Source organism: Pseudomonas sp. B111 (assembly GCF_026428275.1).
Classification (GTDB): domain Bacteria; phylum Pseudomonadota; class Gammaproteobacteria; order Pseudomonadales; family Pseudomonadaceae; genus Pseudomonas; species Pseudomonas aeruginosa.
Genome location: NZ_CP097857.1, coordinates 624,479 through 640,677, shown reverse-complemented (window position 1 = coordinate 640,677; position 16,199 = coordinate 624,479). Strand labels below are relative to the sequence as shown.

Genomic DNA, 16,199 nt, shown 5'->3' with positions numbered 1-16,199 from the left:
TCCTTAGGAACCCTCCGCAACCTGCGACCGGCTGGCCGAGGGAAGGTTCGGGTATGAAAAACCCCGCCATGGCGGGGTTGACGCTCAGGTCACAGGCCCATGACCAGATTCAGGTACCGTCTGAGTATGGCGCGCATTTCGTCCACGGCCAGTTGCTCGACCCCGTCCACGAGGCCCTGATATTCCATCTGCAGAATAATCGACGTCAACACCTTGGCGTCCTGCTCGGGCTGCCCGGAACCGAGCACCTGGAAGAAATGCACGGCGCCGAGGGAGAGGATCCGCTGGTGGGCATCGGCCAGTTCGCGCAGGCGCGGGTTGAGCAGCGCCTCCTGGCGGAAGGCCTGTTCGGCCAGCAGGTGCTCGCGGCGCTCGGTGAGCTGGACCTGGACATACTGCACGGCCAGCTCGACGATCCGTTCCACCAGCGAGCCACGGGCGCCGGGGTCGTCGGCCAGCACCGCGGCCATCTCCTGGAGGTCGCCCTCCACGCTGCTCCAGAACGCCGACAGCGCCTCTGCGTTGCGCTCGACGAAGAGGGCGAAGGTGTCGGTGATGAGATCGTCGATGTCCTTGAAGTAGTAGGTGGTGGCCGACAACGGCACCTGGGCCTCGGCGGCCACCGCGCGGTGGCGCACGGCCCGTACGCCGTCGCGGACGATCAGGCGCATGGCGGCATCGAGAATCGCCTGGCGCCGCTGCTCGCTGCCCTGGCGGCTGGCCTTGCGGCCCTGGTAACGAACGCTTTCGGCTACCGCGCTGGCGGCCTGCGCGGCGCTGTCTCTGGGAGCTACTCGGGACACGGTGTTTCCTCCGCTCGCGGACGATGGGGCATTGTTCGGACTTTTTCGCGTGGAATCAATCGGCCGCTATCGGGGAAGCTCCGATCCCACCCGCACCTTCCGTGGTCAGCCGGCGGATCGGCGGCTATCGGCCCCTGGCCCGGCGGCCGGGACACCGCGCGGCCATGAAAAAACCGCCCGAAGGCGGCTTTTCCATGGACTGTTGCGGCGCTCAGGCCTGCGGGCGCATGTGCGGGAACAGGATCACGTCGCGGATCGACGGCGAGTTGGTCAGCAGCATCACCAGGCGGTCGATGCCGATGCCTTCGCCGGCGGTCGGCGGCATGCCGTATTCCAGGGCATTGATGAAGTCGGCGTCGTAGTGCATCGCCTCGTCGTCGCCGGCGTCCTTCTCCTTGACCTGCAACATGAAGCGCTCGGCCTGGTCCTCGGCGTCGTTCAGCTCGGAATAGGCATTGGCGATCTCGCGGCCGCCGATGAACAGCTCGAAGCGGTCAGTGACGCTCGGGTCTTCGTCGTTGCGGCGGGCCAGCGGCGAAACCTCGAAGGGGTAGCGGGTGATGAAGTGCGGCTGCTCCAGCTTGTGCTCCACCAGTTCCTCGAAAATCATCACCTGCAGCTTGCCCAGGCCTTCGTGGCCGAGGACCTTGGCGCCGGCCTTCTTGGCGATGGCCCGCGCCTTCTCGACGTCGTTGAGGTCGGCAGCGCTGATCTCCGGGTTGTACTTGAGGATCGAATCGAACACCGACAGGCGCACGAACGGCTCGCCGAAGTGGAAGACCTTGTCGCCGTAGGGCACGTCGGTGGTACCGAGTACCGCCTGGGCCAGTTCGCGGAACAGTTCCTCGGTCAGGTCCATGTTGTCTTCGTAGTCGGCGTAGGCCTGGTAGAACTCGAGCATGGTGAACTCGGGGTTGTGCCGGGTCGAGACGCCTTCGTTACGGAAGTTGCGGTTGATCTCGAAGACCTTCTCGAAACCGCCGACCACCAGGCGCTTGAGGTACAGCTCCGGGGCGATGCGCAGGAACATGGCCATGTCCAGCGCGTTGTGATGGGTCTCGAACGGCTTGGCCGCGGCACCGCCGGGGATGGTCTGCAGCATCGGGGTCTCCACTTCGAGGAAACCGCGCTCGCTGAGGAAACGGCGGATGTGGGCGATGACCTGGGAACGCACGCGGAAGGTGTGGCGGGTTTCCTCGTTGACCATCAGGTCGACGTAGCGCTGGCGGTAGCGCTGCTCGGTGTCGGTCAGGCCATGGTGCTTGTCCGGCAGCGGACGCAGCGACTTGGTCAGCAGGCGCACGCTGGTCATGTCGACGTACAGGTCGCCCTTGCCCGAGCGGGCCAGCACGCCTTCGGCGCCGATGATGTCGCCCAGGTCCCAGGTCTTGATCTCGGCCAGGGTTTCTTCCGGCAGGGTCTTGCGGTTGACGTAGACCTGCAGGCGCTCGCTGCTGTCCTGGAGGACGATGAAGGAACCGCGGTTGAGCATGATCCGACCGGCCACCTTGACCGGGATCGCTGCGGCTTCCAGCTCTTCCTTGGTCTTGTCGGCGTACTGTTTCTGCAGGTCCGCGAAGTAGGCGTCGCGGCGGAAGTCGTTGGGGAAGGCGATGGCCCGGGCTTCGCGCACGGCGGCAAGTTTTTCCTTGCGCTGGGCGATCAGCTTGTTTTCTTCCTGTTGCAGTTCGTGCTGGTCGAGTTGTTGGTCGCTCATGGTCTTGGTGGTTCCTGGTTAGGCTCTCTTGCCTGTGGAAACGGATTGCAACAGGGGCGAAAAGCGTAGCGAACGCCGGCCAGGCAAGGCGGGAAATGGCGAGGACGCGGCGTTCACGATCGTAAACGAGCAGTCCGAACCATTTTCCAACGCGGCCTGGCCAGGCGCAGCAACTTTACAGCCCCTGTTTGAGGCTGGCTTCGAGGTATTCGTCTAGATCGCCGTCGAGCACCTTGTCGCAGTCGCTGCGCTCGATACCGGTACGCAGGTCCTTGATCCGCGACTGGTCGAGCACGTAGGAGCGGATCTGGTGGCCCCAGCCGATGTCGGACTTGGAGTCCTCCAGGGCCTGGGACGCAGCGGTACGCTTCTGCATTTCCAGCTCGTACAACTTGGCCCGCAGCATCTTCATCGCGGTGTCCTTGTTGGCGTGCTGGGAGCGTTCGTTCTGGCACGCCACCACGGTATTGGTCGGCACGTGGGTGATCCGCACCGCCGAATCGGTGGTGTTCACGTGCTGACCGCCCGCGCCGGAGGAGCGGTAGGTATCGATGCGCAGGTCGGCCGGGTTGATCTCGATCTCGATGTTGTCGTCGATTTCCGGCGATACGAACACCGCGGTGAACGAGGTGTGGCGACGGTTGCCGGAGTCGAACGGACTCTTGCGCACCAGGCGGTGCACGCCGATCTCGGTGCGCAGCCAGCCGAACGCGTACTCGCCCTTGATGTGCACGGTGGCGCCCTTGATGCCGGCGACCTCGCCCTCGGACAGCTCGATGATAGTGGCGTCGAAGCCGTGCTTGTCGGCCCAGCGCAGGTACATGCGCAGCAGCATGTTGGCCCAGTCCTGGGCCTCGGTGCCGCCGGAGCCGGCCTGGATGTCCAGGTAGGCGTTGTTCGGGTCCATCTCGCCGCTGAACATGCGGCGGAATTCCAGCTTCTCGAGGATCTCGCGCAGACGCTCGACTTCGTTGGCAACGTCGTCGACGGCGCCCTCGTCGTCTTCCTCGACCGCCATGTCCAGCAGGTCGCGGGAATCGGCCAGGCCGCTGGTCAGGTCGTCCAGGGTTTCCACCACCTGCGCCAGCTGGGCGCGCTCGCGGCCGAGGTTCTGGGCGTATTCGGGGTTGTTCCAGACGTTGGGGTCTTCGAGCTCGCGGTTTACTTCGACCAGGCGATCATGCTTCTGATCGTAGTCAAAGATACCCCCGAATGGTCTGGGTGCGCTCGGAGAGGTCCTTGATGCTGTTGAGGATCGGGTTGATTTCCATGGCTGGCGCTCACTCGCGGGAAAACGTCGAAAAGCTGCGAAGTATACTGCACTTGCGCCCTGCGGGCAGTACGCCGGCCTCTATTTAATGCCGGCCGGCGACGCATGGCCGCCGCGCGCCGCTCAGCCCGCCGGGGCTGGCGGCACCGGCTGTTCCATCAGGCCAACCTGGTTGCGGCCATTGTTCTTGGCCTGGTAGAGCGCCTGGTCGGCCATCTCGATGAGAACCCGGAAGGTCTGTCCGCCGCCGCCCGGCACCAGGGTGCTGACGCCGATGCTGACGGTCAGGTACGAGCCCGGGCGTGGCTGGTCGTGGCTGATCTGCAGGCTCTCCACCGTACGCCGGACCTTTTCCGCCAGCAGCCGCGCGCCGCCCGGCGAGGTGCCCGGCAGGACCATGGCGAACTCCTCGCCGCCATAGCGCGCCGCCAGGTCCGAGGAGCGACTGCAGCCCTCGCGGATGGCCCCGGCGACCTGGCGCAGGGCCTCGTCGCCGGCGACGTGGCCGAAGGTGTCGTTGTAGCTCTTGAAATAGTCCACGTCGATCATCAGCAGCGACAGTTGCGACTGCTCGCGCAGCGAGCGGCGCCACTCCATCTCCAGGTATTCGTCGAAGTGACGACGGTTGGAGAGCCCGGTCAGGCCGTCGGAGTTCATCAGCCGCTGCAGCACCAGGTTGGTCTCCAGCAACTGCTGCTGGCTCTCGCGCAGCGCCCGATAGGCCTCGTCGCGTTGCTGCAGGGCGATGTACGAACGCGAGTGGTAGCGGATCCGCGCCACCAGCTCGATGGCGTCCGGCAGCTTGACCAGGTAGTCGTTGGCGCCGGCGGCGAACGCCGCGCTCTTCACCGTCGGCTCTTCCTTGGTCGACAGGACGATGATCGGGATGTCGCGGGTCGCCGGGTTGCCGCGGTAGGCGGCGAGCAGCGTGAGGCCGTCGACGCCGGGCATCACCAGGTCCTGGAGGATCACCGTCGGCTTGATCTGGTTGGCCACCGCCACCGCCTGCTGCGGATCGGAACAGAAGTGGAAGTCGATGCCCGCCTCGCTCGCCAGCGAGCGACGCACAGCCTCTCCGATCATGGCCTGATCATCGACAAGCAGTACCATGACCGCGCCGTCCAGAGGGGCGCCCAGGTCGGTCTTGCTCTCATGAGGGTTGTGCATGTTTCTCTCCGGGACCGGGGCCCCTCGTATCAAATTGAATGCTGTTCCACGCACCGCCACGGCGGGCGCCGGCGCCTACCCTGGCGCCTGACCGGACTCGCGCCCGGCTAATCGAATACCTCCGCCAGGCGCGGGGCGATCTTTTCCAGGGAAAGGATCTGCACCGCGGCATCGATCGCCGCCGCGGCCTTCGGCATCCCGTAGACCGCGCAACTGGCCTGGTCCTGGGCGATGGTGAGGAAGCCGCGCTCGCGCATCTGCTTGAGGCCCTGGGCGCCGTCGCGGCCCATGCCGGTCAGCAGCACGCCCACGGCGTCGCCACGCCAGTAGTTCGCCACGCTCTCGAAAAACACGTCGATGGACGGCCGGTAGACGAAAGAACGCGGTTCGGCGGTGTACACCAGCGAACCGTTGCGCAACAGGCGGATGTGATTGTTGGTCCCCGCCAGCAGGATCTGCCCCGGTATCGGCGGCTCGCCATCGCGCGCCAGGCGCACCGGCAGCTTCGATTCGCTGGCCAGCCATTCGGCCATGCCGGCGGCGAAGACCTCGTCGACATGCTGCACCAGCACCACCGCGGCATTGAAACTGGCCGGCAGTTGCTTGAGCAACACCGCGAGCGACGCCGGACCGCCAGCCGAGGCGCTGATCGCCACCAGACGCTGGCGCGCCCCGCCGGCCTTCGGCGGCACCACCTGGACCTTGCCACGGTTATCGCGCTGGCCGATCAGCCAGCCGACGTTCTGAATCTTGCGCAACAACGGCGCCGCCGCCGTTTGCGGGTTGCCGATGCCCAGCGCCGGCGTGTTCACCGCATCGAGCGCCCCATATCCCATCGCTTCGAAAACCCGGTGCACATTCTGCTCGATATCGACGGTAACAATCACGATCGCGCAAGGACTTTCCGCCATGATCCGACGAGTTGCCTCGACGCCGTCCATCACCGGCATGAGCAGGTCCATCAGCACCACGTCGGGCGTATCGGCGGCGCACTGGGTCACCGCCTCGGCACCGTTGCTGGCGACCCAGACGATCTGGTGCTGCGGCTCGAAGGCCAGCGCGCGGCGCAGCGCCTCGACGGCCAACGGCATGTCATTGACGATTCCGATCCTCAACCCTGTGCTTCTCCGATCAGGACGACGACGGCATCCAGCAAGGCCTCATCGTGGAAACTGGCCTTCGCCAGATAATAGTCGGCGCCGGCGTCGAGACCGCGCCGACGGTCCTCCTCACGATCCTTGTAGGACACCACCATCACCGGCAGCGACTGCAGGCGGCTGTCGCGACGCACCAGGGTGACCAGTTCGATACCGTCCATGCGCGGCATGTCGATATCGGTGATGAGCAGGTCGAAATGCTCCGAGCGCAGGGCGTTCCAGCCGTCCATGCCATCCACCGCCACTGCCACGTCGTAGCCGCGGCCGAGCAGGAGCTTGCGTTCCAGCTCACGCACCGTGAGCGAGTCGTCGACCACCAGGATGCGCTTGCGTTGCGCCCCGCCGGCCTGCCGTCGGCTGCGATCGATGCGCTCCAGGCGGCCGCTGCTGAGCAGCTTGCCGACCGAATGCAGGAGGTCCTCGACGTCCAGGATCAGCACCGGCGAACCGTCGTCCAGCAAGGCGCCGGCGGAAACGTCGCGCACCTTGCCCAGGCGCGGATCGAGAGGCATCACCACCAGGGTACGCTCGCCGACGAAACGCTCCACGGCGACGCCGTAGACCGCATCGCGGTCGCGCACTACCACTACCGGGATAGCCCCTTCGGTGCGGCTGCTCTCGGGCCGCTGCAGCAGTTGCGCAGCCGAGACCAGGCCGACATGGCGCCCCTCGTACCAGAAGTGCTGGCGACCTTCGAGCTGGACGATCTCCTCCGCCTCCAGCTCGCACATGCGCTCGATGTGCGCCAGCGGAAAGGCGTAGGCCTCCTCGCCGATCTCCACCACCAGGCTGCGCACCACGGACAGGGTCAGCGGCACCTCGACGTGGAACAGCGTGCCCTGCCCCTGGCGTTGCTCCATGCGCACGCCGCCACGCAACTGGCGGACCATGTGCTGCACGGCGTCCAGTCCGACGCCGCGACCGGACACCTCGGTGACCTGCTCGCGCATGCTGAAGCCGGGCAGGAAGAGAAACGCCAGGAGTTCCTCCTCGCTCAATTGCGCCGCGGTCTCGGCGGTGGCGAACTGGCGATTGAGCACGGTCTCGCGCAGGCGCTGCAGATCGATGCCGCCGCCGTCGTCGCTCAGTTCCAGGACCAGCATGCCGGCGTGGTGGCGGGCGCGGATGGTGATCCTGCCCTCGGCCGCCTTGCCGGCGGCGAGGCGGGTTTCCGGCGCCTCGATACCGTGATCGACGGCATTGCGCAGCAGGTGGGTGAGCGGCGCTTCGAGTTTTTCCAGGACATCCCGGTCGACCTGGGTGCTTTCGCCCTCGACCAGCAGGCGCACCTGCTTGCCCAGCGAGCGGCCCAGGTCGCGAACCATCCGCGCCTGGCCGCTAAGGACGTCGGCGAACGGTCGCATCCGCGAGGCCAGCGCCGCGTCGTAGAGCACCTGGGCGCGCTGGCCGCCCTGCCAGGCGAACTCGTCGAGATCGGCGATGTGCTGCACCAGCATCTGCTGGCATTCGCCGATCAGTTGCCGCGCCTCGCCGAGCATGGCCTGGGCCTGCGGGTCGAGGGCGGTTTCCTGGACCGTCTCGCGTACCACGTCGAGCGCGCGGCTAGCGCTGGACTGCAGGCGACGCAGGCGTTGCAGGGAATCGGCCAGCGGCTTGATGCGCTGGAACTCCACCAGCGACTTGCTGGAGATATCCAGCAGCCGGTCCAGGCGCTCGGCGGTGACCCGCAGGACCCGGCTGCGGCGCTCCTCGGCCTGTTCGCCGCCCGCCTGCCCGGCGGGCTCCTCGTCGTTGTCGTCGCTGGCGGCGCCTCGGGGGCCGCTTCCGGCAAGCCGGGAGTCGTCGCCGGCAGCTCCGCGCGGGCCAGCGGCAGGCCGCTGCGCACCAGGCCTTCGAGGCGCTGCACCAGGCCGTCGATCTCTTCCCGCCCGGCGCCTTCGGCCCAGCCTGCGTCGCCGGCGGGCGGGGTGCCGATACGCAGCAACAGGTCGCAGCCCTGGAGCAACGCATCGATATGTTCCGATTGCAGGAGCAGGCGTCCGTCCTGCGCCTCCACCAGGCAATCCTCCATGACGTGCGCCACGCGCACGCCGGCGTCCAGCCCGACGATCCGCGCCGCGCCTTTCAGCGAGTGCGCGGCGCGCATGCAGGCTTCCAGTTGGTCGGCCTGGGTCGGGCTGCGCTCCAGCGCCATCAGGCCGGCGTTGAGCACCTGGGTCTGGGCCTCCGCCTCGAGCCGGAACAGCTCGAGCAGCGACGCGTCTCTCATCTGGTCCGGGGTCATGCCAGGCTCCGCGCTACGGCTTGCAGGAGAGGGCCTTCGTCGAGCAGGGTGATGCTCCGCTCACGCCATTGCAGCACGCCGGCCACGTGCCGGCGCGAGGCCTGGCCGTCGGCGTGGTTGGGCGGCAGTATCCGCGCCAGCGGAATCGCATGGATGCCGTCGACTTCCTCCACCGGCGCCACCACCGGACCGCCGGCGGCGGAAATGATCAGCATGCGCGGAACCACCCGGCGCTCGCTGACCGGCGCGGCGCCGGGTTCGAGATCCAGCAGTTCGCCCAGGGAAAGACAGGCGACCAGCGCGCCGCGCACGTTGGTCACCCCTTGCAGGGCGCGCGAGCGCTGGTGCGGCAGGGAATGGATAGGGTTCATCGGCGCCACTTCCACCAGGCTGCCGGTGGCCAGACCGAACCACTCCTCGCCCAGGCGGAACACCAGGATCGAGCGCGTCTCGCCGAGGTCGCTCTGTTCGCGCTGGCTGTCCATCGTTTCGGCGCTGTCGAGCTGGTCCTGGCGCAAGGCGATGCGGTCCAGCAGAGAGGTCGCGGCGGCAGCGTAGATCTCGCAGTTGCGGCAATGGACATGCTCGGCCAGGCGTTCGCAGGACTTGTCGCCATGCACGCCAATGCGGTTCCAGCAGTCATCCACCTGTTGGGTATCGAGCAAGGTCAGGCTCGCCTCAACCATCTTTGTTCACTCCACGGGCCGCGCGTTGCTGCAGGCGCCGGGCGCCGGCATGGTCGCCGCGGGCGGCGAGCAGCGCCGCCAGGTGCGCCAGCGCCTCGGCGTGCTGCGGCTCCAGGTACAGGGCCTTGCGGTAGAAATCCTGGGCTTCCTGCTCCTGCCCGGCGACATCGCTGAGCAGCCCGAGCCAGTAGAAGACCGTGGCCGACGGCCCACGCGCGGCCAGTTGGCGCTCGCAGGCGGCGCGCGCCTCGCGGTGCTGGCCGGCATCCGCCAGGCGGGCGATTTCGTCGAACTCGCCGACGGGACTGGCGAGGGGCTGGCCGCTGGCTGGCGGAACCAGGCTGGACAGGCGTTGGCGCGGTTTCGCCGGTGGCGGCGGCGGAGGCCGAATACTCGCACGCTCCACGGCGGCGGCAACGACCGGGCGCGCTCCGTCGCTCACCGCTTTGGGCCGCGCGCCGCGGGGCGCCTCGCTGGTCCGGCGGAACACGAAAGACAGCGGCACGCCGATCGGCTGCATGCCATGCTGGCTGAGCAGGCTCGCCTCGGCTGGTCCGATGAACATCGCGCCGTCCGGCCGCAACAGGCGCTTGAGCACCTCGACCACCTCGCTCTGGGTCGGGCGGTCGAAATAGATCAGCAGGTTGCGACAGAACACGAAATCGTAGGGTGCCTCGCCCGCCAGTAGCCCGGGATCGAGCAAATTGCCGCAGCGGAAGCGCACCTTGCGGCGAACCTGCTCGGCCAACTGGTAGCCATCGGCAACCTCGCTGAAATGGCGGTCGCGAAACCCCAGTTCATCGCCGCGAAAGGAATTCCTGCCGTACACCCCGAGGCTGGCGCGCTCGATCACCCGAGCGCTGACGTCCAGGGCGTCGACCTCGAACAGGTACTCGGAGAGCCCGGCATCGAGCAAGGCCATGACGATGGAATACGGCTCCTCGCCGGTGGAACAGGGCAGGCTGAGGATCCTTAGCGCGCGTCCGCCGCCCAGGCTCGGCAGGCGCTCGAAGGCCAGCCTGGCGAGGGTGGTGAACGACTCCGGGTAGCGGAAGAACCAGGTCTCCGGCACCACCACCGCTTCGATCAGCGCCTGCACCTCGCCCGGCGAGCCGTTCAGGCGCATCCAGTATTCGTCCTCGTCGTGCAGCGCGAGGCCGCTCATGCGCTGGCGTACCGCGCGCTCGATCACCGCGCTGCCCACCGAGCTGGCATCCAGGCCGATCCTGCTCTTGAGCAGGCGTTCGAAGCGATCGTTCATGCCGCCCCCTCGCCGCACTCCGGCGGGAACAGCAGGGCGCGCACTTCGTCGGGCAGCAATGCCTCGACCCGCACCCATTGCACCAGTCCCCGTGGTCCTTCATAGACCGGGCCGAGATAGCGGGCCCCGCCGTTGTCCAGGCCATAGTCGCGGAACGCCGACGGTTCGCAGCGCAGGGTATCGGTGGCCTGTTCGAGGATCAGCCCGAGCCAGACCGGCTCCCGCTCCTGGCGGGCGCGGTATTCGACCAGCACGATGCGCGTGCTGGTGCGGGCCAGCGCCGCGCGGCCGAAGGCCATTGCGCAGAGGTCGAGCACCGGGACCAGGACGCCGCGATGGGAGAACACCCCGGCGACCCATTCCGGCGCCTCCGGAATGCGCTTCAGGCGCAGCAGCGGCAGCACTTCGACCACTTCGCGGGCATCCAGGGCATAGCGGTCGCCTTCCATGCGGAACAGCAGGAACAGCTTGCTGGTGCGTCGATGATCGCCGGTGGAGCGGGACACGGTCACAGCCTCAGACTTTGAAGCGGGATACGCCGTTGCGCAGCCCGTTCGCCACCAGGTTCAGCTCATCGATGGCGAAGCTGGCCTGGCGCAGCGACTCCACGGTCTGCCCGGTGGCCTCGCCCAGTTGCACCAGCGCCTGGTTGATCTGCTCGGCACCGGTAGCCTGGGCCTGCATACCCTCGTTGACCATCTGCACCCGCGGCGCCAGCGCCTGCACCTGCTGGATGATCTGCGACAGTTGCTCGCCGACCTGGCCGACCTCGGCGATACCGCGGCGGACCTCCTCGGAGAACTTGTCCATGCCCATCACCCCGGCCGATACCGCCGACTGGATCTCGCGCACCATCTGCTCGATGTCGTAGGTGGCGACCGCGGTCTGGTCCGCCAGCCGGCGCACCTCGGTGGCCACCACGGCGAACCCGCGGCCGTACTCGCCGGCTTTCTCCGCCTCGATGGCGGCGTTCAGCGAGAGCAGGTTGGTCTGGTCGGCGACCTTGACGATGGTGGTGACCACCTGGTTGATGTTGCCGGCCTTCTCGTTGAGGATCGCCAGCTTGGCGTTGACCAGGTCGGCCGCACCCATCACGTGGTGCATGGTTTCCTCCATGCGCGCCAGGCCCAACTGGCCGGAACCGGCCAGGGTCGAAGTCTGCTCGGCGGCACCGGAGACTTCGCTCATGGTCCGCACCAGGTCGCGCGAGGTGGCGGCGATCTCGCGAGAAGTGGCGCCGATCTCCGTGGTGGTCGCAGCGGTTTCGGTGGCGGTGGCCTGCTGCTGCTTGGAGGTCGCGGCGATCTCGGTGACCGAGGTGGTGACCTGCACCGAAGAACGCTGGGCCTGCGACACCAGGCCCTTGAGTTCCTCGGCCATGCCATTGAAACCGGTCTCGATGGCGCCGAACTCGTCGCGGCGGCCAAGGTTCAGGCGCGCGGTGAGGTCGCCGCCGGCCATCAGGTCGAGGCTGCGGACGATCTTCTGGATCGGCTGGGTGATCGCCCGCAACAGCAGGAACCCGCAGATGCCGGCTACCACCACCGCCAGCAACAGGGTCACCAGCATGCTCAGTTCGGCGTCGTCCACCGCGTTGACGATGTTCTCCGAGGCGCGATCGGCGATGTCCTTGTTCAGCTCGATCAGCTCGTTGAGGTACTTGCGACCGTCGCGCCAGTGCTCGGTCAACGGGCCGGCGACGAGCTTGCCGGCTTCTTCGAAGCGTTTCTCGCGATACAGCTCGAGCACCTTGTCGTGCTGCTCCAGGTAGGCCTTGCGCACACCCAGGAAACCGGCGAGCAGCTCGTGGTCGCGGGCCTCGTCCGGGTTCATGGTCTTCTGGTAGGAGGCGATCTGCTGGTCCAGGCGCTCCTCGCTGGCAAGGATGCTGTCAGCCTCGGCCTTGCTCAGCTCGTGGTCGTCGGTGACGCCGAACAGTTCCTGGGTCTGCAGGTAGTTGTCGGTCCACGAACTGCGTACCAGGGTGATGAAGTACATCCCCGGCATGGCGTCGTCCTGGACACGGTAGGCGCCCTTTTCCACCGTCAACATCTTCACGTACGCAGTAGCGGCCATCAGCAGCATGATCGCGATGATCACGGCGAAACTTGCCAGGATTCGCTGGCGAACAGTCCAGTTCTTCACATTTTTCCCCAAGACTCGAGTCCGGATTCGTTCCTGCCGCCACAACGGCCCGTCAATCGCGCGGACTGTATAGGCCGTCCCCGGCACCGGCAAGCAGCGCCATAGGGTTTTCCCGCTATTGTAGGCGCTGGAAAGGCGTTTTTTGACGCCAGAAGTGTGGCAGAAAGACAAAGAAAGAAAACTGGCAAGCCAGACTTTTCTGAGAAGACAGGCACATCACGGAGGGAATGTGCGCCCCGTCCCCATGCCGGGAACGGGGCGCGATGTCACCGGTGGATATCGGTATGGCGGGTTTCGCGGAGGAACAGCAAGGCGCAGACCAGGCTGCCGCCGGTGATCAGCACCGGATACCAGAGGCCGTAGAAGATGTCGCCGGTGTACACCACCAGGGCGAACGAGACCGTGGGCAGGAAGCCGCCGAACCAGCCGTTGCCGATGTGGTACGGCAGGGACAGCGAGGAATAGCGGATGCGGGTCGGGAACAGTTCGACCATCAGCGCCGCCAGCGGGCCGTAGCAGAGGGTGGAGATCAGCACCAGGGCGAAGATGATGGCGATCACCATCGGCTTGTTCACCTGGCTACCGTCGGCCTGCTGCGGGTAGCCTGCCGCCTTCACCGCGGCCGCCATCGCTTCGGCGTCGAAGCCGGCGATCTCGGTCTCGCCGACCCGTATCCTGACGTCGCTGCCGGCGGGCGCCGCCACCGTCGAGTAGGGCAGGCCGGACTTGACCAGGAAGGTCTTGACCTTGTCGCAGGGGCTGTCGAAGGTCGCCTTGCCCACCGGGTCGAACTGGAAGGTGCAGGTCGCCGGGTCGGCCACCACGCTGATCGGCGACTGCCGGCTGGCCTGGTCGATGGCCGGATTGGCGTAGTGGGTCAAGCCCTTGAACAGCGGGAAGTAGAACAGCGTGGCGAGCAGCAGGCCGGCCAGCAGCACCGGCTTGCGGCCGATGCGGTCGGACAGCCAGCCGGCGACGATGAAGAACGGCGCGCCAAGCACCAGGGCGACGATCAGCAGACCGTTGGCGGTGCCGCCATCGACCTTGAGCACCTGGGTGAGGAAGAACAGCACGTAGAACTGCGCCGTGTAGAAGGTCACCGCCTGGCCGGCATTGATGCTGAACAGCGCGGTCAGCACCACCTTCAGGTTGCCCCACTGGGTGAAGGACTCGCGCAGCGGCGCCTTGCTGACCTTGCCCTCGGCCTTCATCTTGAGGAACGCCGGCGACTCGCGCATGGACAGGCGGATCCAGGTGGAGATGCCCAGCAGGACGATGGACAGCAGGAATGGCAGGCGCCAGCCCCAGGTCTCGAACTCGTCGCCGGTCAACTGGCGGCAAGCCAGGATCACCAGCAGCGAGAGCAACAGGCCGAGGGTCGCGGTGGACTGGATCCAGCTGGTGTAGCTACCGCGCTTGTTCGCCGGGGCGTGCTCGGCGACGTAGATCGCCGCGCCGCCGTACTCGCCGCCCAGGGCCAGGCCCTGGAGCATGCGCAAGGTGACCAGGATGATCGGCGCGGCGACACCGATCGAGGCATAGGTGGGCAGCAGGCCGACGGCGAAGGTCGACAGCCCCATCAGCAGGATGGTCACCAGGAAGGTGTACTTGCGCCCGATCATGTCGCCCAGGCGGCCGAACACCAGCGCGCCGAAGGGCCGCACCAGGAAGCCGGCGGCGAAGGCCATCAGGGCGAAGATGAAGGCGGTGGTGTCGTTGACGCCGGCGAAGAACTGCTTGCTGATCACCGCCGCCAGGGCGCCGTAGAGGAAGAAGTCGTACCACTCGAAGACCGTGCCCAGCGAGGAGGCGAAGATCACCTTGCGCTCCTCCTGGGGCGTGGTCGCAGGCACTGTGTAGGAAGGGGTCGTTGCGTACTCGGTCATTGCGGCTCTCCCGCCCCTTGTGGGGGCTCTTATTGTTGTCTGCCATTTCCGTTTTCAGCGTCGACCGCTGCGGCGCCGGGCGCCACGCGATACGGGGTGTAGCGATCCTCAGGCCTCCACCGCCTCCTTGCCGCCGGTAGCCATGGCGCTTTCGACGACCTGCGGCGCGGCCTCGCGGCGGCGCTCGGCGAGAATCATCTGCGCCGCCTTCTCGGCGATCACCAGCACCGGCGAACAGGTGTTGCCGGAGGTCAGGCTGGGCATGATCGAGGCATCGGCGATACGCAGGCCGGGGATTCCGTGCACCCTCAATTGCGCATCCACCACCGCTTGCGGCCCCTGGCCCATGCGGCAGGTGCCGGCAGGGTGGAAGATGGTGGTGCCGATCTCCGCCGCGGCGCGCTGCAGATCCTCTTCGCTGCGGTATTCCGGGCCGGGCTTGTACTCCTGCGGACGGAAGGCGGCCAGCGCCGGCGCGGCGGCGATGCGGCGGGTCAGGCGTATGGCGTCGGCAGCGACCTTCAGGTCGCGCGGATCGCTCAGGTAGTTGGGCTGGATCGACGGCGCCTCGCCCGGGTCGAGCGAGCGGATGCGCACCGTTCCCCGGCTGTGCGGACGCAGGTCGCAGACCGACGCGGTGAACGCCGGGAAGGCATGCAGCGGCTCGCCGAAGCGATCCAGCGAGAGCGGCTGGACGTGGTATTCGAGGTTGGCCGAGGGCTGCTGCGGATCGGAGCGGGCGAAGGCGCCCAGTTGGCTCGGCGCCATCGACAACGGCCCGCTGCGGCTCGCCAGGTAGCGCAGGCCCATGCCCAGCTTGCCCCATAGGCTGCCGGCGATCTGGTTGAGGGTGGGAACGCCGTCGACCTTGTAGATCATGCGCAGTTGCAGGTGATCCTGGAGGTTACCGCCGATCCCGGGCAACTCGTGGACGACCCCGGCACCGAGCCGCTCCAGCAGGTCCCGCGGGCCGATCCCGGAGCGTTGCAGCAGGCACGGCGAACCGATCGCGCCAGCGCTCAGGACGATCTCGCGGCGCGCCTCGAAGCGCTGCTCGCGGCCCTGCCAACGGACCGACAGGGCCCTGGCGCGGCCGTCCTCGAGGAGCACCCGCTGGACTTCGGCATGGGTCAGAACCGTCAGGTTGGCGCGCTGGGCGATGCCGCGCAGGAAGCCTTTCGAGGCATTCCAGCGCACCCCGCCGCGCTGGTTGACCTGGAAGTAGCCGCAGCCTTCGTTGTCGCCACCGTTGAAATCCTCGACGCTGGCGATTCCGGTCTGCGCCGCCGCCTGCTGGAAGGCATCGAGCAGCTTCCAGGAGAGCCGCTGGCGTTCTACCCGCCATTCGCCGCCGGCGCCGTGCATTTCGCTGGTCCCGGCGAAATGGTCCTCCATCCTGCGGAACAGCGGCAGCAGCTCTCTCCAGCTCCAGCCCGGATTGCCTTCGGCCACCCACTGGTCGTAGTCGCGGGCCTGGCCACGCATGTAGATCATGCCATTGATCGAGGAGCATCCTCCGAGCACCTTGCCGCGCGGGTACTTCAGGGAACGACCGTTGAGCCCGGGGACCTCGTCGGTGTCGAAGCACCAGTCGGTACGCGGGTTGCCGATGCAGTAGAGGTAGCCGACGGGAATGTGGATCCAGGGATAGTTGTCCGGACCGCCGGCTTCCAGCAGCAGGACACGGTTGGCAGGGTCGGCGGAAAGCCGGTTGGCCAGCAGGCAGCCGGCAGGTCCGGCGCCGACGATGAGGTAGTCGTAGGTATCCAGTACCTCGGGCATGGCGAGCCTCGTCTTGTCGTTCTTGTGATGGGCCGTCGGACCTGCGGATGACCGGCAAGTCTCGAACGGCTTGAGGCTAG

General features: G+C 67.0%; 11 protein-coding genes and 1 pseudogene. All 12 read right to left on the bottom strand.

The window, feature by feature from the left end; translation table 11 throughout:
* Window positions 1-89: 89 nt before the first annotated feature.
* Window positions 90-803 (bottom strand): TetR/AcrR family transcriptional regulator, encoded by a 714-nt coding sequence (locus M6E97_RS02960; RefSeq protein ID WP_003092520.1) that lies wholly within the window; start codon window positions 801-803, stop codon window positions 90-92.
* Between the two features lie 211 nt (window positions 804-1,014).
* Entirely contained in the window at window positions 1,015-2,520 is a 1,506-nt protein-coding gene (gene lysS / locus M6E97_RS02955) for a lysine--tRNA ligase (RefSeq protein WP_003092523.1), read from the bottom strand.
* Window positions 2,521-2,695: 175 nt separating this feature from the next.
* Window positions 2,696-3,791 (bottom strand): peptide chain release factor 2 gene (prfB, locus tag M6E97_RS02950; RefSeq protein WP_010895661.1). Its coding sequence is split into 2 segments (ribosomal slippage): window positions 2,696-3,718 and window positions 3,720-3,791, totalling 1,095 coding nucleotides; the frame shifts between segments, so codons are not numbered across the junction.
* Window positions 3,792-3,913: 122 nt separating this feature from the next.
* A complete protein-coding gene (gene wspR, locus M6E97_RS02945) occupies window positions 3,914-4,957 on the bottom strand; it encodes a Wsp signal transduction system regulator diguanylate cyclase WspR (RefSeq protein ID WP_003092531.1) in 1,044 nt (347 codons plus the stop codon).
* A 107-nt stretch (window positions 4,958-5,064) separates the two neighbouring features.
* Window positions 5,065-6,072, bottom strand: coding sequence for a Wsp signal transduction system protein-glutamate methylesterase WspF (gene wspF / locus M6E97_RS02940; RefSeq protein WP_073651842.1), 1,008 nt, complete (start codon window positions 6,070-6,072; stop codon window positions 5,065-5,067).
* Window positions 6,069-8,359 (bottom strand): annotated as a pseudogene (gene wspE / locus M6E97_RS02935) (Wsp signal transduction system sensor histidine kinase WspE). Before wspE ends, wspF begins: the two are co-directional and overlap by 4 nt.
* Window positions 8,356-9,045, bottom strand: coding sequence for a chemotaxis protein CheW (locus M6E97_RS02930; protein ID WP_009313515.1), 690 nt, complete (start codon window positions 9,043-9,045; stop codon window positions 8,356-8,358). The pseudogene wspE and the gene M6E97_RS02930 overlap by 4 nt, the downstream one beginning before the upstream one ends.
* Complete coding sequence (locus tag M6E97_RS02925) at window positions 9,038-10,306, bottom strand: CheR family methyltransferase (RefSeq protein WP_034005023.1); 1,269 nt, start codon at window positions 10,304-10,306, stop codon at window positions 9,038-9,040. Before M6E97_RS02925 ends, M6E97_RS02930 begins: the two co-directional genes overlap by 8 nt.
* A complete protein-coding gene (locus M6E97_RS02920) occupies window positions 10,303-10,818 on the bottom strand; it encodes a chemotaxis protein CheW (RefSeq protein ID WP_022579730.1) in 516 nt (171 codons plus the stop codon). Before M6E97_RS02920 ends, M6E97_RS02925 begins: the two co-directional genes overlap by 4 nt.
* 4 nt (window positions 10,819-10,822) lie before the next feature.
* Entirely contained in the window at window positions 10,823-12,451 is a 1,629-nt protein-coding gene (gene wspA / locus M6E97_RS02915) for a Wsp signal transduction system chemoreceptor WspA (protein WP_003092544.1), read from the bottom strand.
* A gap of 266 nt (window positions 12,452-12,717) precedes the next feature.
* Window positions 12,718-14,337, bottom strand: coding sequence for an MFS transporter (locus tag M6E97_RS02910; RefSeq protein WP_003092547.1), 1,620 nt, complete (start codon window positions 14,335-14,337; stop codon window positions 12,718-12,720).
* Window positions 14,338-14,445: 108 nt separating this feature from the next.
* Entirely contained in the window at window positions 14,446-16,119 is a 1,674-nt protein-coding gene (locus M6E97_RS02905) for a GMC family oxidoreductase (RefSeq protein WP_034005022.1), read from the bottom strand.
* Between the last annotated feature and the right edge of the window lie 80 nt (window positions 16,120-16,199).

Bases quoted from the DNA above. Each gene is read 5' to 3' on its own strand.
- lysS (WP_003092523.1), bottom strand. From the start codon at position 2,520: ATGAGCGACCAACAACTCGACCAGCACGAACTGCAACAGGAAGAAAAC.
- wspR (WP_003092531.1), bottom strand. From the start codon at position 4,957: ATGCACAACCCTCATGAGAGCAAGACCGACCTGGGCGCCCCTCTGGAC.
- M6E97_RS02930 (WP_009313515.1), bottom strand. From the start codon at position 9,045: ATGGTTGAGGCGAGCCTGACCTTGCTCGATACCCAACAGGTGGATGAC.
- M6E97_RS02925 (WP_034005023.1), bottom strand. From the start codon at position 10,306: ATGAACGATCGCTTCGAACGCCTGCTCAAGAGCAGGATCGGCCTGGAT.
- M6E97_RS02910 (WP_003092547.1), bottom strand. From the start codon at position 14,337: ATGACCGAGTACGCAACGACCCCTTCCTACACAGTGCCTGCGACCACG.
- M6E97_RS02905 (WP_034005022.1), bottom strand. From the start codon at position 16,119: ATGCCCGAGGTACTGGATACCTACGACTACCTCATCGTCGGCGCCGGA.